Raw genomic sequence first — 22,910 nt, forward strand, 5'->3', positions numbered from 1 at the left:
ATAGTGCGCTTAAGTGTTAAAAATAAGTTTATATTTTTAACGCTCAGTATGCGGTAAATTAATTACAGCATGGTATAATCTCGCGCATTCAGTCAGCCTTATTTATGCCGTTTTTGTACTCTCGGTAATAAGGTCCGCGCCGCATAGAGCAAGTCGCGAAAAATTGACTGAATCCGTAATTATTTAATTGCGCAACACATCAACCGTTGAACAAGAGTGCACTAAAAAGGTTAACCCCGACATGAAAGCAATGAAAAGATCTACGTTAGCAACCCTTATCAATGCAACGTTGTTCTCTGCCGTAGCAGGTACTTCAATTTCAGCTGTAGCTGCTGAGCAAGAAACTACTGCTAAGAAGAACCAACTAGAAGTTATTCAAGTAACTGCTCGTAAACGAGTAGAAAACGCTCAAGAAGTACCTGTTGCTGTTTCAGCCCTGCAAGGCGACAGTTTAGATGCTTACAGCTCAGCTGGTATGGATATTCGTTTTATGAATGCGAAAATCCCAAGTTTATCTATTGAATCTTCATTTGGCCGTTCATTCCCACGCTTTTATGTACGTGGTTTAGGTAATACTGATTTCGATTTGAATGCTTCGCAACCAGTGTCGCTTGTGGTTGATGAAATTGTACAAGAAAACGCAATCTTAAAAGGTTTTCCTGTATTTGACGTAGCACGTGTTGAAGTGCTTCGTGGTCCTCAAGGTACATTATTTGGTCGTAATACACCGGCTGGTCTAGTTAAATTTGATACCGTAAAACCAAGTCAAGAATTTGAAGGCTATGGCTCTGTATCTTACGGTAGTCGTGGTGCTGTTGATTTTGAAGGTGCTGTTGGTGGTTCATTAACAGACCGTTTATCAACGCGTGTTTCAGTACTTTGGCAAGATAAAGACGATTACATTGATAATCGTGCACCAGGTTTTGAGCAAAAAGATGCCTTAGGTGGTTACACTGAACAAGCAGCCCGTATTCAATTTTTATATGAAGGTGATGATTTCACTGGATTATTAAACTACCATGTTCGTGATTTAGATGGCTCTCCAATTGCCTTTCGTGCCAATACTATCAAGCCTGGTACTAACGATTTAGTTGATGGTTTTGAAAATGACGTGGTGTATCACGATGCCGCATCTCGTGCGACGCAGCAAGTGGAATCGCAAGGTGCAAGCCTTAAGCTTGAGTGGGACTTAGCTAACCATACATTAACGTCAATCTCTGGTTGGGAAAGTGCAGAAATTTACTCTCGTGCTGACATCGATGGTGGTTTTGATTCATCTGGTATTCCTGGTTATATGGGTCCAGGTTCTACTCCTTTTTCTTCAGAAAGTGCTGATGGTATTCCAGACCAAGACCAATATACACAAGAACTTCGCTTATCAAGTAACTTTGCCGGTGATGTTAACTATCAAGTGGGTGTTTTTTACTTCGACGAAGCATTAACAATTGAAAACTTTAGCTATGATACAGCCAATAATGGCGTATTGAATGGGTTTGTTAGTCAGCAGCAAGACACTAAAGCGTGGGCAGTATTCGGCTCAGTTGATTACACCATTACTGATGATTTGAAAGTAACCGCGGGCCTTCGTTATTCAGATGATGAGAAAGAGTTCTCAGCAAATCGTACATTTGGTCCATTACCAGGTGAGGCAGGTGCTCCATTATTTATTGAGCGTGATGTAAGTGATGATCACGTAAGCTGGGACTTATCAGCTAACTATAAAATCAATGATGATGTAAATTGGTATGGCCGCATTGCTAACAGTTTCCGCGCACCGAGTCTTCAAGGTCGTATCTTATTTGGTAGTGAAGTAACCGTTGCTGATTCAGAGACTGTTACGTCATACGAGACAGGTATTAAATCTGATGTGTTAGATGGTCAAGGCCGTGTTAACGCAACGATATTTTATTACACCATGGACGACCAACAGCTAACAGCTGTAGGTGGTGGTGCTAACTTTAACCGTTTATTAAATGCTGATAAAACAACTGGCTACGGTTTTGAGCTTGATTCTGAGTGGGTGTTAAGTGATGAACTAAATGCTACGTTTAATTTAAGCTACAACAAAACTGAGCTTAAAGACGATACTCTTAGTATTGCTGCACCAAGTCGATTGGAGCTTTTAGATCCAATCATCAATGGTCAAGCTATGCTTGATGGTAACAGCTTACCGCATGCTCCAGAGTGGATCTCTAACATCACACTTCGTTACACTAAAGAACTCGCTGAAGGTGAATTCTTCACTTACGCTGATGTGTCGTACCGCAGTGAAATTGACTTTTTCTTATATGAATCAGTTGAGTTTGAAGGTAAGCCACTAACAGAAGTAGGTCTACGTGCTGGTTATGCATGGGCACAAGGCGACTACGAATATGAAGTATCAGCATTCGTGCGTAACCTATTTGACGAGCAACAAGCAATTGGTGGTGTTGATTTCAACAACAACACAGCAATGGTTAACGAAGAGCGTTACATTGGTGCTGAATTTAAAGTTAACTTTTTCTAATCGATAAATTTAACGTTAAATTGTAATTATTGATAAAAGCCTGCCTAGTGCAGGCTTTTTTATTTTTGTAGAGCTGCTAAAGTAGCGCTCATATGTTTATTAAAGAGAAAAAGTAATGGCTGGATTTTGGAATTACCGTGTAATTTTTTGTGAAGCAACCAAAGATGAAGCGGCGCAATATCAAATACATGAAGTGGAATATAACCTAAATGGTAAAGTAACTAACTGGTCAGAAACGGGGGCAGCGCCGTTTGGTACTTCGTTAGATGAACTAAAAGATGATGCTGAGCGCTTAAAAACCGCATTTGAAAAACCCGTACTTAAAGTGATGCGCAAAGCCCGTGGTTACGAGTTAGTTGATGTAAACACCGGTGAAGACGCTTATGCTGAGCCGCCAGCAGGCTTGACTGAGTAACACACATTAATGAAAGGTGCTTAGGCACCTTTTTTAATATTCAGGGCATAGGCTAAACAGCTAAATTACAAGGAGAAGGTATGTCTATTGAAGCGGTATTATTTGATATGGATGGCACGTTAGTTGATTCTGAAAGTGTGCATTATATCTGTTGGAGCCAATTACTTGCGCCTTTTGGTGTGCGTTATGACGAAGATGATTTTTGTCAGCGCTTTTCTGGGCGCCCCACAATTGACGCTGCAAAGGAAATAAAACAAACCCATAACTTGTCTGTGAGTAGTCGCTATTTAGCGGATGAAAAATACCGTTTGTTTAGCAAATTCGTTCAAACCAATTTACCGCCTTTAATGCCTTATGCTGCAGATATTTTATTCGCGGTTAAAGAGCAAGGCTTAAAAATGGCGTTAGTAACAGGCAGCGCACGCCATGAAGCTGAGCCAATACTAAAAGGATTAGGGTTTTATGATTTATTTGATACGGTGGTTACAAAAGACGATGTAACCAATCCAAAGCCTGCCGGTGATCCCTATTTATTAGCACTTAAAAATATGCAGGTCGCTGCAAAAAATGCGATTGCCGTTGAAGATACCTTCACTGGCGTAACAGCAGCAAACAATGCAGCCTTAGCCGTTGTAGCTATTGCTAATAAGCACACTGAGCAGCACGACTTCAGTAAAGCAACACAGCAAATGCATAACCTTGAAGAATTTTGGCAATGGCTTCAATCTCAACTATAGTTTAAGCCATATTTAAATTTGCAAGGATGCAGTTATGGTTACTATTCAAAGATACCTATTTATTTTTTTTACGCTTTTTAGTGCGAGTTTATTAGCGCAATTGCCGCAGGTGCAACTCGCTGATGTTTATGATGAAACTAAGCATAACGATATTCGCCAATATTTGGTGAGTGAAAAGTTTGACGGCGTTAGAGCAATATGGACGGGGAAACAATTTGTTACCCGCCAAGGTAATCCAATTAATCCTCCTAAGTGGTTTACCGCCCCTTTGCCTGATGTTTGGTTAGACGGTGAGTTATGGACCAAGCGGGGTCAATTTTCTGTTCTCAGTGGTATTGTTAGAACAAAAATACCCAACGACTTACTCTGGCAAACAGTGACTTATCAAGTATTTGATATGCCAGATACAAACACGCCTTTTCATCGTCGCTATCAAAATTACCTGTCACTCATTACTAAGTTAAATAGCTCACATATTAAGGCGGTTAAGCAATATCAATTTAGCGACAATCAGCAACTAAGTGATTACTTTAATGAGGTCACCAAACAAGGCGGGGAGGGCGTTATGCTTCATTTAGCAGAGGCTAAGCATACGAGTGGTCGCTCTAGTGCATTGTTAAAACTCAAACCTTATTTGGATGCTGAAGCGCTAGTTATTGAATATTTACCAGGTAAAGGTAAATACACAGGTATGCTCGGGGCATTGCGAGTGCAAACCAAGCAAGGCGTAACCTTTTCTATTGGCACGGGCTTTAGTGATGAAGAACGCAAGCGTCCGCCAGCCATTGGTTCAACAATCACTTATCGATACCACGGATACACTAAAAATGGTTTACCGCGTTTTGCTAGCTTTTTGCGAGAAAGACCCGAAAAATAAAGAGTGTAGGCCAATTCAGTATATATTTTTTAGCAATTATGCTAAATTGCGCGGCCTTTTTGGTAATGTTTGGTGATCTATGTTTGTTGGTTTTGATTATGGTAGTTCTAATTGTGCTATGGGTGTTTTAAACGAAGAGCGTGTTCAGCTCATCCCTTTAGAGCAAGGCAAACATTATCTTCCATCAACTTTATACACACATCATAGCGCCTTAGTCGTTGATTTTGTTGCGCAGCATTTGCAGGGCTCAGAGCATGAGCATGCCTATAAAACCGCGCGCCAACCCTTACTTAATACACTCCCGCGAATTAAATCAGACCTAGACTTACAAGCCGGCGACGACACTCTATTTATTGGCCGTGAGGCAATTAATGAATATGTGCAATTTCCTGAAGAGGGTTATTTTGTAAAATCCCCTAAATCATTTTTTGGCGCAACGGGCTTAAAGCAAGGGCAAATCAATTTTTTTGAAGATATTGCCACAGCAATGATTTTAAAAATAAAACAACGTGCTGAATTATCTTTAGGGTATACGCTGAGCCAAACTGTTATTGGACGCCCAGTGAATTTTCAAGCGGTCGGTGGTGAGCAGTCAAACCAACAAGCCGTGGGTATTTTAACACGCGCAGCAAACCGAGCAGGCTTTAAAGATGTTGAGTTTTTATATGAGCCACTCGCGGCTGGGATTGATTATGAAAGTGACTTAACGCAAGACCAAAAAGTATTGGTGATTGATATTGGTGGTGGTACCAGTGACTGCTCATTTGTACAAATGGGGCCAAGTTTTAGGAATAAGCAACAACGAGATGCAGACTTTTTAGCGCATAGCGGAAAGCGAGTAGGCGGAAACGATTTAGATATTGCTTTGAGCTACCATGGTTTAATGCCGTTACTCGGGCTTGGCAGTACGTTTAAGTCAGGTTTACCACTACCTAATCAACCATTTTGGCAAGCTTGTAAAATTAACGATGTGAATTTACAGAGCCAGTTTTATAGTGCCCAGCATTATCGTGAACTCAGTGCGCAGTTACGCGATGTCAGCGCTCCTGAACTTTATAAACGACTTATTCACTTACAGCAAAATAAGCAAGGTCACCAATTAGTTCAACAAGCTGAAGCGGCTAAAATTGCATTAACATCCGCAAATAGTTTTAATTGTGATTTAGCCTTTTTAGATAACTCATTAAGCAAAGATATTTCAGTCGCTGATTTAGCGCTTGCTGTTGACGATAGCATTAGTCAGATTGTTACCTTGGCTAAACAGGCAATTACTGATGCGAATACCACTCCCGATGTGATTTACTTAACGGGAGGAAGTGCACAGTCTCCATTAATTAAAGCGGCGTTGAGTGAGCATTTAGGCAACATAAAAATGGTGAACGGTGATCACTTTGGTAGTGTAACTGCTGGCCTTACTAAATGGGCCAGCATGCTTTATAAGTAAGCTGCTATAGAGATATTTGTCGGGTTGCGAGGTATTTTTCGTAATCTGGCAATGTTCGCTCAAGCTCTATATCCATTAATGGTGAGCTAAGTAGCATATCGGCACTCACTTCATTACACGCCACAGGAATATTCCACACAGCAGCTAAACGTAGCAGAGCTTTAACATCGGGATCATGAGGTTGCGAGGCTAAAGGGTCCCAAAAAAAGACTAATACATGTATTTCATGCTCCGCTATTTTCGCCCCGAGTTGTTGATCGCCGCCCATAGGGCCACTTAATAATTGAATAACATCAAGCCCTGTTGTTTTCTCAATTAAATGCCCAGTAGTCCCTGTGCCATATAAAGTGTGTTTACTTAGAGTGGCCTTATGTTTTTCACACCATAACTTAAGCGCGGCTTTTTTGCCGTCATGTGCTACTAAGGCTATATTTTTTTGCGCAGGTAGAGATTGTATTTTTTGATCCATGCTGGTTCTTATTAGTTAGAGTAATAAATTGATAGCCAAGGCAATAAATACAATGCCTGTGAACCTATCAATCCAGAGCTGGCTATTTGGGTGATTTCTAAAAAATTGAGCTATTTTATCGCCGAAATAAATATACGTGCAGTCAATCGGAAAAGCAAAGATTGGATAAAGTAGCCCAAAAAATGCCAGCTGAAAGGTTGCAGATGACAAGCTAGGGTCAACAAATTGTGGGATAAAAGCAATAAAAAACAAAGCCACCTTAGGATTAAGCACTTCAGTCATCATGGCTTGAAACATGACATTTTTGTTTTTATTGGTTGTAACATGCGGTTTATCGCTTTGCTCACAAGATGGTGGCATAAACGTGCCTTTAAGCATCATAAAACCTAAGTAACATAAATAGGCTGCACCTGCATATTGTACGCTGGCATAGGCTGTTTCAGAGGCTTTTAAAATAGCACTTAAACCAACAACCGCAAAAAATGTATGTACTACGCCACCTAAGGCAAAGCCAAAAGCACTTTGCATACCTGCTTTTCGCCCGTTAGCAAATGTTTGTGCCATTAAAAACGCGTTTGATGGCCCAGGCGCAACGGCCATGAGAAAACTGGCGAGTAAAAATGAAAGTAAAAAGTCAGGGTTGATCATTAAACAGTACGAAAAAGAAGTGATAAGTGATTTTATCAAGCAAATACAAAAATAAAAAGCGGGCATATTGCCCGCTAAGTTGAGGATACTAAGTTGTTATAAAACTAGCCGTTATGCTTTTAAACATAACGAAGTGCTAAATTTCTTAAAAACTAACGGTGATATTATTTGAGCACACCGTAGTGCTCAGCGCTTTACATACTTGATATGTATACGTACCACCCCCTTTAGTATTAATACTGTCGGTGTAGGCATTATTATTTGCAGTGGTAATGACTTTGCTACCATTGCGGTAGATATCAACTTGGCTTGTTGCTGCGCCATTCCAACTTAAATCAACAAATTTAGTGCCTTTTGATTTGTAACCTGAAGCGCTAAGAGAGATAGCATCTACGCCTGGCTCGGGATCAACACCACCAGTATCGCCACCCGCACAGCCGTTTGCTGTAAGGTAAGCATCAGCGTCTGCCGCTTTTACAATACCATATCCAAAGTAATCATCACGACCAGCAGTCCCTTGATCTTGCGCAGTTGCTTTTAACGCATCGCGAATTTCTGTGCCTGTAAAGTCGCTATGGTTAGACCATACTAGCGCAGCAATACCTGAAACTGCAGGCGTTGCCATTGACGTTCCACTCATAAAACCATAATCAGTTGCGCCAATATTAATTGTCACGTTTGTACTAGCAACTAATGCGCTACGATCTTCAAATGCAGCGCCTACAGCAGGAATTGAAGTATCGTTGGTATCACCTAGTGTTGCGCATAAAATGCCGGCTTCATTGTTAATAATAACCGCACCTAAACCGCCTGAGTTTTCAAAGTTAGCAACTTTGTCGTAAAATGAAACAACGCCGCGGTCAATCATACATACTTTACCAGCCGCTGCTGGATCAACTGTTTCGCCGGTCCCCATAAAGTAGGCACTCGCCGTGACTTGACCTGCATTTACCATTGCTGATGAATTTTATGCTGTGCCATCGGCTGACATACTCGCTGCTGTAGCCATACCTGCAGGGTAGGTTGATAGCGTATCAACACCACCGGCTGTTACTTCTACACAAATGGTTTCATCGTTTGTTGCACGTTTACCACGACCTGATGAACAACTTGGGAATTGTGAAAAATCAGCAATTTGATTATTGGCATCATTAGCACCAACCATCATTACCCGCGGCAGCAACAACAAGGCCGCCTGCATTAGTAAAGTTAGCAAACGCATTTGATTCTGTACTGTTTGAGCCGCCGCCCCCTAAGCTCATACTAATAATGTTCGCACCTGCTTGAGAACATAAATCGGCCGCTTGAGCTAAATCAGATGAGTAACCCCAGCCTGATTCGTTAAATACTTTAATAATGTGCATTGCCACACCCAGTGCCATACCCACAACACCGAGGTTATTATCTGCAGCACCAATTGTACCGGCTACATGCGTCCCATGTGGGCCGTCATTATCAAACCAATTACCGGTGATGTTGCCCCAAATAAAGTCAGGGTTTGAGCTATCTAAGCCGGAATCGATAACACAGACTTTCATGCCTGCATTGGCATCAAAAGTTACTTGATCAACCTGTGATTGATAAACGGCATAAGGCGTAATTTGCTGCTGCATTACATCGCCTACATCATCGTTAAATAATGACATAGGTACACGCTTATGATCTTCTTCAATGAGTTTAATATGTGGGTTGTTGAGTAGGCCTTTTAAGCTACTTAAATCTTGACCAGTAAATTTTGCGGCAATAAATCCATTACCATCTACTTTAATCTCACCACCTAGTTTTTTAGTAAGCGCTTTAACAACACCTTTTTTATTGTTATCAACTTGAATGATGAAGCGATCGTTTGCAGCATGGGCAGTTCCGGCTGCACAAATACCAGTAAGAACTAATGCTAAGGCGAGTTTATTCTTTTTCATATTATAATATCCTAGAATTAATTGGTTAACTTTCTGTTAACTTAAGCCGGCATTAAAATAATAAAAAGCAAAAAACAAGGTGTTTTATCTACAAAAACAAAATTGTTTAACTAAAAATTAATCATTTTCAAACAAAAAATATATACTTTGTTTGGATTAGGGGCGGCTAATCAAGTAGCACCTGAATTAGCCAAAATGAGAGAAGTATTGAAAATGCGTTAGTGGCTAAGCATATTTAGCATAACGAAACAGTAAATAACAAAATGGAATTAATAATAGAAAGTGCGTACCAATAAGCTCTGGGGTTGATAAGTTTAAGTATTGAGTAATAAAAACCAATAAGCTTGCTCCACTCATTTGCATTGCTCCCAAAAGAGCAGAGGCGGTGCCTGCTTGTTTAGGAAATAAACTCAAAGCACGCCCAGCGGCAGACCCAAGCGTCAAGGCAAAACCAAATGCTGCAATGAACATAGGGATCATTAATGCCAATGGCGTTTTATATTGGCTTAATAACAACATAAGTAAGCCGGCACTCACTAGCACTAAAAGGCCTATTTTTAAAGCTCTTTTAGGTTGGCGTTTAATGTAAATAGGCATAATAAAACTAGCAAGAATACTAAGCACTGCATTGAGCGAGAACCAAAAGGTAAAGTCGGCTACGCTGCCACCTAATTCAGTAATGAGCCAACCGGGAGCCAGTGTTACAAATACCAATATGGCTGACATAGTGACCATACATAACAAGCTATTAAATAAAAATAATGGAGTTGAAATGATGGGGAAAAAGCGTCTTAAATCTAAAATATGCCCCTGGTAATGACTGTCTGCTGGTCGTGTTTCCCTAAACAAGAACAAAGTGACAATAAACCCCAGTAATGCAAAACCGGTTAAAAATAGAAAGTTCATTTGCCAACCAAACTGTACGGTTAGCCAAGCACCTAAAATGGGCGCTAATGCTGGAATAAAGCAAACTATACCGTTTAGATAGGTAATTATTTGGCCACTGCGTTCACTACCAAACTTATCTCTTACTATTGCAAAAGCGACAACAAAGGTAGCGCACGCGCCTAACCCTTGAATAGCACGAGCAAACATCAGTACTAAAAAGCTAGGAGCATAATATGCACCCAATGCCGCCAGTCCATACAAAGCGACCCCAGTTAAGGCGACGGGCTTTCTGCCAAAACGATCAGCGAGTGGACCTGCAATTAACTGCCCCAAACCAACAGTAAGCATAAAAATAGCCACCGTTTGCTGTACTTGCTTTTCGCTCACTGAGAATTGCTCTGCGATAGTGGGAAAGGCAGGCAGGTAAATATCAATGCCCATCGGACAAAAAATGACGAGTAACGCTAATATAAGTAATAAAGTAAAATTGGGTTTAGCGGGCTGTGTATGCATCAGGTCTCCTTTTGTCGGTATTTTAAGTGGCGACTGATGAAAAAGAAAGGGCTTATGGCCGATGTATCAGCCAAGTTACCTACTTTTAACCTTATTATGATTATTTTTGTTTAAGTATCACACTTCTTTAAACTGATCCGATGTGTTAATTTGCTTTTTAAGCAAAGACAATGGAAAAATAATAATGAGTAATGAGTCTGCATTAATTAAAACATGGCATAAATTTAAAAAGTGGCCATGCGGTAACTGGCTTTTCAGTAAAGCCGTGTGTTTCAAGGCACCTTATTTTGGCTCTATGAAACCCACTATTTTAGATTTAAAAGCAGGACACTGTAGTGCTGTGGTTAAAAACACACGCCGTGTACATAATCACATTGGAACAATTCATGCGATTGCTCAATGTAATTTGGCTGAGCTGTGTGCGGGAGTGATGGTGGATGCGACGGTACCGTATAAAACACACCGTTGGATACCTAAAGGTATGACAGTACAATATTTAGCTAAAGTAGACACAGACGTTACCGCGATTGCTGAAATTGAGTTGCCTCATCAATGGATTGATAAAGAAGATTTAGTGGTGCCGGTAAAGCTTTATAATACCCGAAATGAGTTGGTGTTTACTGCAGATATAACCATGTACATCACAAAGAAGAAGTAATTGCTAAATTATATTTTTATATAAAGTATTAAAAACAATGGTTTAGTTTATTGACTAAACCATTTTTTGTTCAGGTTTAACTTTTTGCAGTAGACGACTTGTTTACAAACGAAAGGCCACTGTCTTCATTGTCAACAATGGCTTTTACATCGTTAACCGGTTTTGGTTTATCTTTAGCATGCTCAATGACTTCTTTTTCAAAGCGCTGCTTTAAACTACCTTCAATAATCGCACCGGCTTCTATGCTTAGTGTGTCATGAAAAATATCGCCAAGGACATGGGCATTATTTTCGATCTTCACTTCGCTTGCATTTAAAGAGCCTATGATTTTACCTTTAACAACAACGCTGCTAGCCTCAACAACGCCTTCAACAACACCGGAGGAGCCGATAACTAAATGCTCAGCTTTAATATCACCGTCAATACGTCCATCGAGTTGCACTTCACCTTGGCTAACTAAAGAGCCCGTAATACGCACATCGTTAGAAATAATTGAGGGAGTATGACTCACTCGCTTGATTGATGAGTCCGTTTTTGCTTGTTTATTTTTACCAAACACGAGAAAGCGCCTTTGTTATTTTTAGTGGATTGACATGCTTGTCGTCTATTAATACTTCATAGTGTAAATGAGTACTTGTACTTCTTCCGGTACTGCCCATTAAACCAATGACATCGTGCTTTGCAACAACTTGGCCTTTTTTAACATTAACTTTGTTTAAGTGACCAAAGCGCGTTACAACGCCATTTTTATGTTCTAATTCAATAAAGTTACCATAACCACCATTGCGGCCAGCTCGGCGTACCGTTGCATCGGCAGGGGCAAAAATTTCTGTTTTATGCCAGCCAGCTAAATCAACGCCTTTATGAAATGCGCGTCTTTTATTCATGGGATCTTTTCGAAGCCCAAAGTTGCTCGAAATATAATATTTTGCGGCAGGTAAGGGTAATGTGTTCGGCAAGGCGGTTAAAAAGTTTTCTAGCTGATTTAAAACAAGCAACTTATCGGCAATGGCTAAAAATGTATTGGGTATTTTACTTTCATCAAGTATGTCCAGCGGGCCACCTTGCGCCGTTGTTTGTGCCGCTAAGGCGAGGTGCTGTGCAAGTGCATTTTCAAGACCTGTGTCTTGCAATATCTCTAAAATAGCGTCGTGGCGTTGATTAATTTGCGCAGCTAATAAGGTAAAATTAGTATCGTATTGTTCATTTAGTAAAGTATAGCGCTGCTCAAAACTGGTGGCGCTATTATGGGCATGTTTGTTTTGTGACTTGTCATCTTCGAGCGGCTCATGGAATTCGCTCTCACTCTCATTTATAGGGGAGGAGTCAAGCTCACCCTCTAATTTAATGGCGTCTTTGCTAATAGAAGCAGGCAATGATTCAATCATACCTTGTAATAAAGCTTGTTTTTGTTCTAGTTCAGCTAACTGTTCTTGTTGTAATGCATAGCGTTGCTGCTGCTGCTTTACTTTTTGTTGCCACTGCGCTTGCTTATCAAGTTGAGTTTGTTCGATATGAGATATTTGGTGTGTTTGCATATACACACGAATACTAGAGACACTCATCCACACAATAGCGGTGATAATAATAGCGAGTACAGAAACTTGTAACCATGGTGCCAAAACCACATGCTTTACTTCGCCATTTTGGCGAATAAGCAGCTGGCGAGCTGGGAAGTTTTTATGAAAAAAAGATTTTATGAATACAGACATGTCACATATTTACTGGCTATTAACGGATTCAAGATAGCAATTTCAACTAAAAAAGCCAGAAAAAAATTGTAACTATGGCTTAATTAATAAAAAAGGGCGGCTTATTCGGCCACCCTTTTTTACTAGTTTATTGATTTTACAATTATTTTGCTGGCAATACCGTACTCTCCACGCAGCCGAAGCCAATACGTGCAAAACCTTCTTTTTCACACCAGCCACGCATTATCACGTTGTCGCCGTCTTCTAAGAAGCTACGCTGTTCGCCGTTGCTTAAGGTAATTTTTTCTTTACCACCACGAGAAAGCTCAAGTAATGAACCGGCTTCTTCATGAGTTGGGCCTGATTGCGTTCCAGAGCCCAGCATGTCGCCTGGCATAAAGTTACAACCGTTTACCGTATGGTGAGTCACCATTTGTGCCACAGTCCAGTAAGAATGCTTAAAGCTAGATTTAGACACTTGTGTTGGATTGTAGCCTTCATCACGCATTTTTTGTGTTTGAATTTTAACATCCATTTGAATATCAAATGCGCCTTGATCACGGTTAGCCGTTGATTCTAAATATTCCAATGGTTGCGGATCATTTTCATCACGCGTCCAGCTTGTTCTAAATGGTGCAAGTGCTTCGGTAGTTACAATCCATGGTGACACGGTTGATGCAAAGTTTTTTGCTAAAAATGGACCAAGCGGTTGGTATTCCCATGCTTGTAAATCACGTGCTGACCAATCGTTGAAAACACAAAAGCCAAACACATGTTTTTCAGCATTTTCAATGGCAATAGCATCACCCTGCTCATTACCCTTACCCAAGTAAATACCCAGTTCAAGCTCGTAATCAAGACGCTTACACGGACCAAATGAAGGTACTTCTGCGTCTGGCGCTTTAGTTTGTCCTTTAGGGCGATGGAACTGCTGACCAGATACGCCAATAGATGACGAACGACCGTGATAACCAATCGGTACCCACTTGTAATTCGGTAGCAGTGGGTTATCAGGGCGGAATAAACTACCTACGGCCGTAGCATGATAAATCGAGGTGTAAAAGTCGGTGTAATCGCCAATGCGACACGGCAGAGCAAATTCAATCTCGCTTTGCGCAATAAGTGCGTGTGTAAGTTGTTCTTGATGCTCAGAACCTTCACGTAATGCTTTCGATAATGCTAAACGTAGGGCTGACCAATATTGCTCACCCAGACCCATAAACTCATTTAGTGTAGGTTTACTTGCTGCAGCAATGGCGACTTGAGCATCGCCACTAAAAATAGCGAGTTCATTTACTTTTGCTAAATCAATAACCTGATCGCCAATGGCAACCGCGCCTCGGAAAGCTTCGTTGCTATTTTTGCGACGTACTTCGGCAAAAGGTAGATTTTGGATAGGGAAGTCACATTGTGCATCATTCGCTGATGCAACCCAGCTAGTTAAATTTATATCATGGGTTTCGTTAATTAAACTCATTACATTTCCTTTGGTTTAGTTGGTCGCGCATATCAATTTATTAGATAAGAACATAGCACCAGCAAATTTTAAATATCTACTAGTTATATGGTGATGAAAAGCGCGATTTAAACACGCAAAGAGAGATAAGCTCTCTTAGTTACGATTAAACGACAAAAAGCAGCGAAATACGCTGCTTTTTAGAGTCATAATTTTAATTATAAAACGCCGCGGCGTTCTTGATCTCGCTCGATTGATTCGAACAGCGCTTGGAAGTTACCTTCACCAAAGCCACCATCGTCAACACGTTGAATCATCTCAATGAAGATAGGGCCAAATAAGTTTTTAGAGAAAATTTGCAATAAGTAGCAATCTTCGCTTTGGCTATCAACCAGGATTTGATGCTCACGAATCTTTTCTTTGTCTTCTTTAACCCATGGTACACGGTCAAAAATAGTATCGTAGTACTCAGGGATAATATCTAAAGTGGCGATAGTTGATTTATCTAACTTATCAAGTGAGCTCACTAAGTCATCAGTTAAAAAGGCTAAATGCTGTACACCTGGGCCATTGTATTCGCCTAGGTATTCATCAATTTGGTTATTGTCGTTACCTTTACCTTCATTGATTGGAATAGAGAAAGTGCCACAAGGTGATTTTAATGCATAAGAGAGTAAGGCTGTTTTTTGGCCTTTAATATCAAAGTAGCGCACTTCGGTAAAACCAAACACGTCTTTATAAAAGTTAGCCCATGTTTCCATTGTGCCTTTATAAACGTTGTTAGTTAAGTGGTCGATACGTAAGAACCCTTTATCATTAACGACGTTTTGCTCAGCTAAATCTTCAAAGTCGTTTGCGTAGATAGAGCCTTTATCGCCAAACTGTTCAATAAAGTATATTAAGCTGTCGCCAATGCCGTAAATGGCAGGGTACGGTAAGTCTTTATTTGCCGCATCAGTAGCAGGCTTAGCGCCACGCTCAACCGCTGCTTCAAACGCCGCTTGAGCGTTCTCTACGCGCCAACCCATAGAACAAATTGCTGGGCCATGATTTTTAGCAAATTCAGCTGAAAAACCATCGCGTTCATTATTTAGTAAAAAATGAATATCGTTTTGGTTGTAATAAACAATGTCTTTACCTTTAAATTTTTTTAACTTTGAAAAACCAAAATCGGTAAACACTTTATCCATGTAATCGGCATCGGGTGTTGCGTACTCGGTAAATTCAATACCAACCAAACCTAAAGGGTTATTTACTTCACTCATTATAATTACTCCCGCAATTAAGCACTGCGATTATTAGTTATCGTATTGCCTGCATGATTAACCAGATTGGTGTTTTGGGGAAGAGGGTGTTGTTATTTAGTAAATAGCGCGTGTGTAAATTTTACGAGACGGTTATCAAAGTATGTTGTTTATTTACATACGAGCAGGTGAAAGTAAAAATTAGGTAGCGAGATGAAAGTGCAGGTTTTCTTGTTAAGTTATTGATTATTAATATTTTAATTTAATTTATTTATATGTGTTTTTAGTTTTTTTGCGCTTAAAAAAGTGCGGTTTTTGTATTTTATTATTTACACTTTTAATGAGTTTGGTTAGCTGCGATATATATAAAATCAAAGAGTATTGATGGTTTGCTGCTATAAACTCGTTTGTGCACAGTGATGAGGTATAAATAATAAACGGCTGAATGTAAAAATTGTGTGGTTTAATCTAGCGGCCATAAAAATACCCCCTGCAGTTAACTACAGGAGGTATTTGATATCATTTATCAAAGCTCATAATTATGCGTGTGATAAATCTAAATTATTGTGTTGGTGCGGTTTGTTCTAAACCTTGTTTTTCCCATATTTTAGCTTTAAAACTCATCAGTACTAAGATGATACCTACACCGATACTAAATAAGGCAATTTGTAGGTAAAGGTTCGGGATTTCTTCAACATTGTTAGGATCAAAGTTACCAGCAAGTAATCCTGAAATAACGTTACCGATAGAGTATGTAAGTACGAATACCCCCATCATTTGACCAGTAAAGCGGCGAGGCGATAACTTACTTACAGCGCTCAATGCAACTGGGCTTAAACAAAGCTCACCCACTGTGTGTAAGAAATACGTAGTAACAAGCCAATAAGGTGCTACTTTTAAGCCTTCAGCGGCATAGTGTGCTGCCATAAACATTACTAAAAAGCCTGAAGCCATAATAACGAGGCCCAACGCACATTTTACGCTGTAAGTAGGCGAGACCATTTTTTTAGATAAATTAATCCAAAAAGCGGCAAAGAATGGTGATAGCGCAATAATGAACAATGAATTTAGAGATTGGAACCAGGTCGTTGGAATTTCAAATGTGCCAACCAGACGGTCTGTGTAGTCACGAGCAAACAGATTTAATGAAGAACCGGCTTGTTCAAAGCCAGACCAAAAACAGGCTGAAGCGACACAGACTAAAAATAGCGCCCACATTCTTTGTTTTTCAGCATCGGTTAGTTTGCCTTTGAAGTATATAAGGCCAAAGTAAACGAAAAAGATAACAGTAAATATAACTGCGGTGTACCCTGCAACAATCGATGGGTTAATGACAATAGCACCTGTCATCGCAGCAGCGGTAACACCGGCGGTCGCGATAACAAATGCAGCAATACCACCCCATGCGCGCGAAGTACCTTTAGGACTTAATGGGTTAGCAGGTAAGGCGCTGTGATCTGGTAAGTTTTTAAGTGTACGCTTGTATTGAATTAAACCAATACCCATACCAACAGCCGCGGCACCAAATGCCCAGTGCCAACCTACGTTTTCCATAAAGTAACCACACACGTAGTAACCAATTAAAGAACCTAAGTTAATACCCATGTAGTAAATAGCGAAACCACCATCACGGCGCTCATCTTCGTCAGTATAAAGCTGACCAACCATGGCACTTATATTAGGTTTAAGTAAACCAGTACCTGTTGCAACAAAGATCAAACCAATGAAAAATGAATATTCATGTGGCACGGCTAAGATAATATGGCCACACATGATAATAATACCGCCATACCATACTGCTTTTTGGCCACCAAACAATCTATCTGCTAACCAACCACCAGGTAAACCTAAAAAGTATACTGAACCTGTGTATAAGCCATAAATTGCAGCAGCAGAAGCAACGGTAAATCCTAGGCCTTCTTGTTGTAAACTTGCTGTCATAAATAATACGAGCATCGCTCGCATACCGTAGTAACTCATTCGTTCCCACATTTCTGTGAAAAACAGGGTTGAAAGTCCTTTAGGGTGACCAAACCAGCCACTGTCAGAATTTGAACTCATATTTACTTCCTAATTCATTATTGTTTTGATGACCTTGTGGTTTTTTATTTAGCTAAATTTTTACTCATAAAAAGTATAATAAATGCTCGATCATCAGTGTTTTTATGCAGCTAAGGTAATGGTTTGCTAAACGCAGCTATACGTTTAGGTAAGAGTCACACCCTTATCCTAGTTACAATTGCGCCTAAGTATACATAGACCTTTGTGCGAGGGGAAGCGTTGAGCGCGCTATCATACATCGGTTATGTAATTGTTAAATACCAGTGTGTGAACCCCTATTTGCTGCAGTAAACACCTAAACTTATCAAAAAATATCTTTAACATCATAGGTAACATTGTCATACCAACGTTATCTTTAACACTGTTTAAATACAGCTTGAAAAATAAATAAAAGCTTTGTTTTACGGGTAGTTACAGCTACTAAATTTTTAATAATAGTTAACCTTTACTACTTTAATTTAATAATCACCACTTAGATTAAACATGAGCGAATATTGGCGTATGGACAGTAATGATTCGCTCATTGCAGCATATAATTTATACAAGGCCAGCTTGACTAAATTGAGTTGCAATAACCCCGACTTTTAGTGAACAGCCAAGCTTGAATGCGTTAAGTGCTTGAAAAAGCCCTCTAGTTAGTAAAAAAACATTTTTTCGTCCAAATTTCTTTACAATAAACTATGCTCGTAAACAGAGTTAGCGTATTATTCACGCCAACTAGTTTTTCCTTACCTGAGGGTGTATGCGTTTAGATATTCACTGTGCAGACCGAGTTGGTATTGCTCAAGAGATTCTTAATATTTTAGTTAGCTACAATGTTGACTTAAAGGGGATTGAAGTCGACTCAGTAAATTGTCGTATGTATGTGAGTTTTCCTGAGATTGAATTTGAACAATTTCAAAAAATCATGCCGTCTATTCGCTTAATCGATGGTGTACATGATGTACGCACAACCGCGTTTTTACCGTCTGAACGTGAGCACAACGAACTTAACACCTTATTAAGAGCACTTCCTGATGGCGTTATATCTATTGATGCTAAAGGGTGGGTGCGCCTGTGTAACGACGCAGCCTGCAAAGATTTACAACTCACAGAAAAAGAAGTCACCGGTGCTAATATTAATAATTTGCTCAAAGGCTTTAACTTTACGCGTTGGTTAGAGGGCAAAGAAGTACTGGGGCAAACCACGCGTGTTGAAGTAGCAGGTGAAGATTTTATTGCTGATATTCTGCCTATTGCGGTCCCTCAAGGCAGCGAAGGCGATGTGTTAGCGGGCGCGGTAATTAATATAAAATCGCAAAGCCGTTTAGGTCAGCAAGTGAGTGCTTTTAGGCGTTATGGCCAAGAAAGCTTCGCGACTATTCATAACTTTAGCACGGCGATGCGCCGTGTGGTTCGCGAAGCGCGAAAAATGGCGCAACTTGAAGCTCCCATTCTTATTACGGGTGAAACGGGGACGGGTAAAGAGTTGCTAGCACGAGCTTGTCACTATGCATCTAACCGCTCAGTAAAACCATTTATTGCTTTATCGTGTGCCTCGTTACCAGATGATGTTGCTGAGTCCGAACTATTCGGTTATGCCGGGTATGAAGAAAACGCAGCGCCTAAACGTGGTGTACTCGAACAAGCGGATGGTGGAACGGTATTTTTAGATGAAGTAGGTGAAATGTCGACGCAGCTACAAACTAAATTGCTACGTTTTTTACAAGACGGTACATTTAGAAAAGTTGGCGACGAAAACGAAGTTAAAGTGAACGTGCGTATTATTGCTGCCACGCAAAAAGATTTACCAGCAATGGTTCAAGAGGGCGTATTTAGAGAAGATTTATACTACCGAATTAATGTATTAACACTGGAAATTGCGCCGCTTAGAGATCGTAAAGCGGATGTTGGGCCACTTGCTGAACACTTTATTCAAAAATATGCGCAGCAAAATGGCCATACAGTCCCCGAGTTATCTGAAGAATGTTTAACGTTTTTACAAGATTACCCATGGCCTGGCAATGTACGCCAATTAGAAAACGCGATTTACCGTGCGGTATCGTTGTTAGAAGACAGTGAACTGCGCGTTGAACATTTACAGTTACCTACGTTTACCCATGATTTAGGCTATTTAGAGTCTGATTTTGAGGGCTCGCTTGATCAAGCGGTTAAGCGTTTTGAAGCCACCTTACTGCGTAAGCTTTATCCTGCCTATCCTAGCTCTCGTCAGTTAGCTAAACGCTTGGGACTGAGTCATACTGCTGTGGCTAATAAATTGCGTGATTACGGCATTAACCGCAAAACGGTTAAAGTTTAAAGATAGATACCCAAATATTCTCATTTAGTGATTGATTCCTTGGTTTAAAAACAACCAAAGGAGTCAATCGCTATGATACACTGATAAAAACTCAACTGGTAAGACCTCTACTGTGAACTTATATTTTAGACTACTGCTGTTATTTTTTAAAATTAAACGTAATCGTGACTATCAATCGTTGTTAGATACGGTTGATATAGACTACAAAGCATTACCAAGTGACTGCGATATTAATTTGCATTTAACCAATTCACGCTATTTGGCGATGATGGATTTATCGCGTACCTGGATGACTGAACGGGTTGGTTTGCTTAAGCAAATAATGAAACGTCGTTGGTTTCCTATTGTTAATGCGACAGCTATTACCTACATCCGCGATATTAAGCCAATGCAACGTTTTACTATTAGTACGCGTTTGGTTGGCTGGGATCATAAATACTTTTACATTGAACAAAAGTTTCATTCTGAGCGGGGCTTACATGCCATTGCTTATGTGCGCGGCGTGTTTAAAAGTAAGAAAGGGGTGGTCAGTGTTGAGCATATGCTCGAGGTTGCAGGCTTTGACGGGGTTGCCCCCATTTTACCGGCTGAAATAATTCACTGGAAAGAAATGCTTGAGCAAAAAAAAGTAAATAACTTACCTCGCTAAACACAGGCAAAAAAAAAGGCCTAACGGCCTTTTTAACACACACATAAACGTTATTAAAACGAGTATTTAAGACCAAACATGGCAACAACAGGGTCAAGTGACACGGTTGATGTTAATGCTTTTGCGCCATTAGCATAAACAGTCGCATCAGTATCAATATCCATGATTGATACCATAGCGTGTAGGCCCCATTTTTCATCAATCTTGTAGTTAGCACCTACTTGAGCAACAAAACCAAATGAATCATCTAGTTTTACTTCTACATCGTTAGTTCCTAACGTTGCTTTAAGTGCTGCAGAAGGCTGTTCGTCAAAGAACGTCGTATAGTTAATTCCCACACCTACAAACGGACGAAGTGCATAGCTGCTATCTAAAAAGTGGTATTGTGCAACCAGTGATGGTGGTAAATGTTTAATATCAGCAATTTTATTACCAGCTAAACCACCAGTACCTTCTACATCATGAGAAAACGGCGTTGCTGCAATAAGCTCTAATACCCATTGGTCGTTAAATGCGTAATCTACAGTAATACCTAACTGAGTATCTGAGTCGCCTTTTAAGCCTAGAGTAGGTGCTTCGTTAATTTTTGAACCATCGTTATCTGGATTAACATTAATTGCGCCAACATTAACACTAAAGTTAGCGTGTGCTGCAGGAGAAAGAGCCAGTAAAGAAGTAAGTATTGCAATGCTTAGTTTAGTTTTCATGTTGTTCTCCGTGAACTACTGTGTGACTATTTGTTGATTGAGGCTATTATTGCTCGAGGTTAAAAATAAAAACCTGTTCTAGATCAAAGTTTCAAAAGCGGATGAGTAAAGAGCCTCTATTTATTGATTTAGATTAAACTTTTACTTAATTAGTGCTTAAAAATTATTGACTGATCACTTAAATACAAGCCGCAAACGAAGTATTCATAATATAATCAGCTAGTTTTGTTAAACTAAGGCTATGTTCACGGTTTAATAAAAGAAAGCGACCTCATGACTCCCTCTGGTCAACTATTTCTTCAAGGCTCCATTGCTAAAGCGCTGTTGAAATTAGGTATTCCTATTATCCTCATTAATATATTGCAGTCGGCTTATCAGCTTACGGATGCATTTTGGGTTGGGCGATTAGGAGCAACCCAAGTCGCTGCAGTGTCTATTAGTACCCCGATCACTTTTTTAGTCATTGCTATAGGCTCTGGGCTTGCAATGGCCGGTGCTATTTTATCGGCGCAATACATGGGCGCAGGTCAGCAAGATAAAGTGAACCATGTTGCAGCGCAAACGGTGTTAATGGTTGCATTTACCGCCTTAGTGTTAGGGCTACTTGGTTATGTACTTTCCCCATACTTTTTAAAACTGCTAGGCGTTGAGCAGGCGGTTTACAGTGATGCGCTTAAGTTTATGCATGTGTCCTTTATTGGCGTTATTTTTGTGTTTATTTACGCCATGTTCCAATCACTAATGCGGGGCATTGGGCAAACTAAAGTACCTTTAATCATAGTTAGCACCACCGTGTTACTTAATTTTATTCTCGATCCGCTATTTATTTTTGGTTATGGCCGTTTTGAAGGGCTTGGCGTTATGGGCGCTGCGCTGGCGACTTTGGTTACACAAAGTTTAGCGGCGCTGGCGGGAATTATTATATTTTTACGCGGTCGCCATGGTATTCAATTACAGCTAAAAAGCTTCTATCCCGATTGGCAATATATGAAACGGGCTTTTTTCTTAGGAGCGTCTGGCTCTATTGAATTATCAACACGTGCTTTTGGCTTGATCATCATGTCATTTTTAGTGGCAAGCTTTGGAACCGTTACCATTGCGGCTTATGGCGTGGGCTCTAATATTTTGCAAATGGTGATGATCCCTGCCATGGGTTTATCAATGGCGGTATCAACCTTGGTGGGGCAAAATATGGGCGCCGGCAATATTAAACGGGCTGAGCAAATAACGAAGCTTGCCAGTATGTGGGGATTAATAGGCCTTTCTTTTGTTGGGGGCATTGCTTACTTGTATGCTGATACGCTGGTGGCATTTTTTATTCCCGAAGATAACAGTGTAATAAATAAAGGCGCGCAGTTTGTTCAAGTGATGTGTTTAAGCTGGGGGGGAATTGGTGTTCAGCTTTGTATTGTTGCTGCTTTTCGTGCCTCTGGGAATATGCTTAATGCCATGATTATCGCGTTATTATCACAATGCGTGGTGCAGTTTCCTGCCGCTTATATTCTTTCTAATCACACTTTGCTTGGCGATCAGGGAATATGGTATTCGTTTGCAATTACGAACATAACCATCGCACTGATAGCGTTCGCTTGGTTTATGCGTGGCGCATGGAAAAAAACCAGATTAACCAAAGAAGATAAACACATTGTGCAGGTGACACGAGAAACATTAATAGAAGAGGGCACACGTTAGCCTGTACTTTCATAATGCGGTCATAAAAAGTCGTTGT

General features: G+C 40.2%; 18 protein-coding genes and 1 pseudogene. 9 read left to right on the forward strand and 10 right to left on the reverse strand.

The window, feature by feature from the left end; all coding sequences use genetic code 11:
• Positions 1-241 precede the first annotated feature (241 nt).
• The 5 genes from PTET_RS04885 to yegD all read left to right on the forward strand — a co-directional run bounded on the left by PTET_RS04885 (position 242) and on the right by yegD (position 5,979).
• Positions 242-2,506 carry a TonB-dependent receptor gene (locus tag PTET_RS04885; RefSeq protein WP_016899419.1) on the forward strand — a complete coding sequence of 755 codons (2,265 nt, stop codon included), beginning with the start codon at positions 242-244 and terminating at the stop codon, positions 2,504-2,506.
• A gap of 115 nt (positions 2,507-2,621) precedes the next feature.
• Positions 2,622-2,921: a hypothetical protein gene (locus tag PTET_RS04890; RefSeq protein ID WP_016899420.1), complete on the forward strand. Its 300-nt coding sequence runs from the start codon at positions 2,622-2,624 to the stop codon at positions 2,919-2,921.
• A gap of 80 nt (positions 2,922-3,001) precedes the next feature.
• Positions 3,002-3,658: an HAD family hydrolase gene (locus tag PTET_RS04895; protein ID WP_016899421.1), complete on the forward strand. Its 657-nt coding sequence runs from the start codon at positions 3,002-3,004 to the stop codon at positions 3,656-3,658.
• Between the two features lie 34 nt (positions 3,659-3,692).
• The gene (locus PTET_RS04900) at positions 3,693-4,535 is read left to right on the forward strand and encodes a DNA ligase (protein WP_016899422.1); all 843 of its coding nucleotides are present in this window, start codon (positions 3,693-3,695) and stop codon (positions 4,533-4,535) included.
• A gap of 79 nt (positions 4,536-4,614) precedes the next feature.
• Positions 4,615-5,979, forward strand: coding sequence for a molecular chaperone (yegD, locus tag PTET_RS04905; protein ID WP_016899423.1), 1,365 nt, complete (start codon positions 4,615-4,617; stop codon positions 5,977-5,979).
• 4 nt (positions 5,980-5,983) lie between these two features.
• On the opposite strand, the gene PTET_RS04910 is transcribed toward yegD, so the two are convergent.
• The 4 genes and pseudogenes from PTET_RS04910 to PTET_RS04925 all read right to left on the reverse strand — a co-directional run bounded on the left by PTET_RS04910 (position 5,984) and on the right by PTET_RS04925 (position 10,416).
• Complete coding sequence (locus PTET_RS04910; RefSeq protein ID WP_013464445.1) at positions 5,984-6,448, reverse strand: methylglyoxal synthase; 465 nt, start codon at positions 6,446-6,448, stop codon at positions 5,984-5,986.
• Positions 6,449-6,463: 15 nt separating this feature from the next.
• Positions 6,464-7,096, reverse strand: coding sequence for a LysE family translocator (locus PTET_RS04915; RefSeq protein ID WP_024602846.1), 633 nt, complete (start codon positions 7,094-7,096; stop codon positions 6,464-6,466).
• Positions 7,097-7,241: 145 nt separating this feature from the next.
• Positions 7,242-9,015 (reverse strand): annotated as a pseudogene (locus tag PTET_RS04920) (S8 family serine peptidase).
• 225 nt (positions 9,016-9,240) lie between these two features.
• Positions 9,241-10,416 (reverse strand): multidrug effflux MFS transporter, encoded by a 1,176-nt coding sequence (locus PTET_RS04925; protein ID WP_013464448.1) that lies wholly within the window; start codon positions 10,414-10,416, stop codon positions 9,241-9,243.
• Positions 10,417-10,600: 184 nt separating this feature from the next.
• Between PTET_RS04925 and PTET_RS04930 the strand changes: the two genes are divergently transcribed.
• Positions 10,601-11,074 carry a hotdog fold domain-containing protein gene (locus tag PTET_RS04930; protein WP_016899426.1) on the forward strand — a complete coding sequence of 158 codons (474 nt, stop codon included), beginning with the start codon at positions 10,601-10,603 and terminating at the stop codon, positions 11,072-11,074.
• A gap of 76 nt (positions 11,075-11,150) precedes the next feature.
• Here the strand turns inward: PTET_RS04930 and PTET_RS04935 are convergent, their stop codons facing one another.
• The 5 genes from PTET_RS04935 to PTET_RS04955 form a co-directional block, all read right to left on the reverse strand.
• Positions 11,151-11,633 (reverse strand): bactofilin family protein, encoded by a 483-nt coding sequence (locus tag PTET_RS04935; RefSeq protein ID WP_013464451.1) that lies wholly within the window; start codon positions 11,631-11,633, stop codon positions 11,151-11,153.
• Positions 11,623-12,786: a M23 family metallopeptidase gene (locus PTET_RS04940; protein WP_016899427.1), complete on the reverse strand. Its 1,164-nt coding sequence runs from the start codon at positions 12,784-12,786 to the stop codon at positions 11,623-11,625. Before PTET_RS04940 ends, PTET_RS04935 begins: the two co-directional genes overlap by 11 nt.
• Before the next feature lie 142 nt (positions 12,787-12,928).
• Positions 12,929-14,242 carry a fumarylacetoacetase gene (gene fahA, locus PTET_RS04945; protein ID WP_016899428.1) on the reverse strand — a complete coding sequence of 438 codons (1,314 nt, stop codon included), beginning with the start codon at positions 14,240-14,242 and terminating at the stop codon, positions 12,929-12,931.
• A 197-nt stretch (positions 14,243-14,439) separates the two neighbouring features.
• Complete coding sequence (hppD, locus tag PTET_RS04950) at positions 14,440-15,486, reverse strand: 4-hydroxyphenylpyruvate dioxygenase (RefSeq protein ID WP_016899429.1); 1,047 nt, start codon at positions 15,484-15,486, stop codon at positions 14,440-14,442.
• A 540-nt stretch (positions 15,487-16,026) separates the two neighbouring features.
• Positions 16,027-17,526, reverse strand: coding sequence for a peptide MFS transporter (locus PTET_RS04955; RefSeq protein ID WP_013464455.1), 1,500 nt, complete (start codon positions 17,524-17,526; stop codon positions 16,027-16,029).
• Between the two features lie 742 nt (positions 17,527-18,268).
• Between PTET_RS04955 and tyrR the strand changes: the two genes are divergently transcribed.
• Together tyrR and PTET_RS04965 are read left to right on the forward strand one after the other, a co-directional pair.
• Positions 18,269-19,825 carry a transcriptional regulator TyrR gene (tyrR, locus tag PTET_RS04960; protein WP_013464456.1) on the forward strand — a complete coding sequence of 519 codons (1,557 nt, stop codon included), beginning with the start codon at positions 18,269-18,271 and terminating at the stop codon, positions 19,823-19,825.
• Positions 19,826-19,937: 112 nt separating this feature from the next.
• On the forward strand, positions 19,938-20,474 hold the full coding sequence (locus tag PTET_RS04965; protein WP_016899430.1) for a thioesterase family protein: 537 nt from the start codon (positions 19,938-19,940) through the stop codon (positions 20,472-20,474).
• A gap of 53 nt (positions 20,475-20,527) precedes the next feature.
• Here PTET_RS04965 and PTET_RS04970 read toward each other — a convergent pair whose 3' ends face one another.
• Positions 20,528-21,181: an OmpW/AlkL family protein gene (locus PTET_RS04970; protein ID WP_013464458.1), complete on the reverse strand. Its 654-nt coding sequence runs from the start codon at positions 21,179-21,181 to the stop codon at positions 20,528-20,530.
• Positions 21,182-21,454: 273 nt separating this feature from the next.
• Here PTET_RS04970 and PTET_RS04975 point away from each other — a divergent pair, with 273 nt between their 5' ends.
• Positions 21,455-22,873 carry an MATE family efflux transporter gene (locus PTET_RS04975; protein ID WP_016899431.1) on the forward strand — a complete coding sequence of 473 codons (1,419 nt, stop codon included), beginning with the start codon at positions 21,455-21,457 and terminating at the stop codon, positions 22,871-22,873.
• Positions 22,874-22,910: the final 37 nt, after the last annotated feature.

This window comes from Pseudoalteromonas tetraodonis (genome assembly GCF_002310835.1).
In the GTDB taxonomy this organism is placed as follows: domain Bacteria; phylum Pseudomonadota; class Gammaproteobacteria; order Enterobacterales; family Alteromonadaceae; genus Pseudoalteromonas; species Pseudoalteromonas tetraodonis.

Bases quoted from the DNA above. Each gene is read 5' to 3' on its own strand.
- PTET_RS04925 (WP_013464448.1), bottom strand. From the start codon at position 10,416: ATGCATACACAGCCCGCTAAACCCAATTTTACTTTATTACTTATATTA.
- PTET_RS04885 (WP_016899419.1), top strand. From the start codon at position 242: ATGAAAGCAATGAAAAGATCTACGTTAGCAACCCTTATCAATGCAACG.
- tyrR (WP_013464456.1), top strand. From the start codon at position 18,269: ATGCGTTTAGATATTCACTGTGCAGACCGAGTTGGTATTGCTCAAGAG.
- PTET_RS04895 (WP_016899421.1), top strand. From the start codon at position 3,002: ATGTCTATTGAAGCGGTATTATTTGATATGGATGGCACGTTAGTTGAT.
- PTET_RS04940 (WP_016899427.1), bottom strand. From the start codon at position 12,786: ATGTCTGTATTCATAAAATCTTTTTTTCATAAAAACTTCCCAGCTCGC.
- yegD (WP_016899423.1), top strand. From the start codon at position 4,615: ATGTTTGTTGGTTTTGATTATGGTAGTTCTAATTGTGCTATGGGTGTT.
- PTET_RS04975 (WP_016899431.1), top strand. From the start codon at position 21,455: ATGACTCCCTCTGGTCAACTATTTCTTCAAGGCTCCATTGCTAAAGCG.
- PTET_RS04910 (WP_013464445.1), bottom strand. From the start codon at position 6,448: ATGGATCAAAAAATACAATCTCTACCTGCGCAAAAAAATATAGCCTTA.
- PTET_RS04890 (WP_016899420.1), top strand. From the start codon at position 2,622: ATGGCTGGATTTTGGAATTACCGTGTAATTTTTTGTGAAGCAACCAAA.
- fahA (WP_016899428.1), bottom strand. From the start codon at position 14,242: ATGAGTTTAATTAACGAAACCCATGATATAAATTTAACTAGCTGGGTT.
- hppD (WP_016899429.1), bottom strand. From the start codon at position 15,486: ATGAGTGAAGTAAATAACCCTTTAGGTTTGGTTGGTATTGAATTTACC.
- PTET_RS04900 (WP_016899422.1), top strand. From the start codon at position 3,693: ATGGTTACTATTCAAAGATACCTATTTATTTTTTTTACGCTTTTTAGT.
- PTET_RS04915 (WP_024602846.1), bottom strand. From the start codon at position 7,096: ATGATCAACCCTGACTTTTTACTTTCATTTTTACTCGCCAGTTTTCTC.
- PTET_RS04955 (WP_013464455.1), bottom strand. From the start codon at position 17,526: ATGAGTTCAAATTCTGACAGTGGCTGGTTTGGTCACCCTAAAGGACTT.
- PTET_RS04970 (WP_013464458.1), bottom strand. From the start codon at position 21,181: ATGAAAACTAAACTAAGCATTGCAATACTTACTTCTTTACTGGCTCTT.
- PTET_RS04930 (WP_016899426.1), top strand. From the start codon at position 10,601: ATGAGTAATGAGTCTGCATTAATTAAAACATGGCATAAATTTAAAAAG.